Origin of the sequence: Neoroseomonas lacus, assembly GCF_014644535.1 — a bacterium.
Lineage (GTDB): Bacteria > Pseudomonadota > Alphaproteobacteria > Acetobacterales > Acetobacteraceae > Neoroseomonas > Neoroseomonas lacus.
Genome location: NZ_BMKW01000069.1, coordinates 1 through 595, shown reverse-complemented (window position 1 = coordinate 595; position 595 = coordinate 1). Strand labels below are relative to the sequence as shown.

Genomic DNA, 595 nt, shown 5'->3' with positions numbered 1-595 from the left:
CGGCAACGACCGCTACATTGGGTTGGACAGCGCATCCGACATCGTGGTCGAAGGCGCGAATGGCGGCACCGATGCAGTGACGTCGTATATCAGCTACACGCTCACGGCGAATGTGGAGAGCCTGACGCTGCTCGGCACGCAGGCGCTGAACGGCACGGGCAACAACCTGGCCAATGTGATCAGGGGCAATGACGGGGCCAACCGCCTTGACGGTGGCGGAGGCAACGACGTGCTGGTCGGTGGCCTGGGCGCCGATACGCTGACCGGCGGGGCGGGGGCGGACATCTTCCGCTTCCTCAGCGCCGCGGAGGGCGGTGACAGGATCGTCGACTTCAACCCGGTTGCCGACACGATCCAGATCTCGCGCGGCGGCTTCGGCGTCGCCTTCGGTACCGGTCCACTGGCTGACGCGCTGCTGCATGACGGCACTGCCGCTTCGGGCAGCGGCGCGCAGTTCATCTACGACAGCGCAACCGGGGTGCTGCGCTTCGATGCCGATGGGGCGGGCGGCGCCGGGGCGACGGTGCTGGCGACGCTCTCGGGTGCGCCGGCGCTGACAGCGGCGGATATCGCCATCATCGCCTGATCGCGAGGT

The 595-nt window shown here is 68.2% G+C and carries 1 pseudogene; it reads left to right on the top strand.

Annotation, left to right across the window (positions count from 1 at the left end):
* A pseudogene (locus IEY36_RS31245) lies at positions 1–586 on the top strand (calcium-binding protein); the annotation flags it as partial.
* Positions 587–595 lie beyond the last annotated feature (9 nt).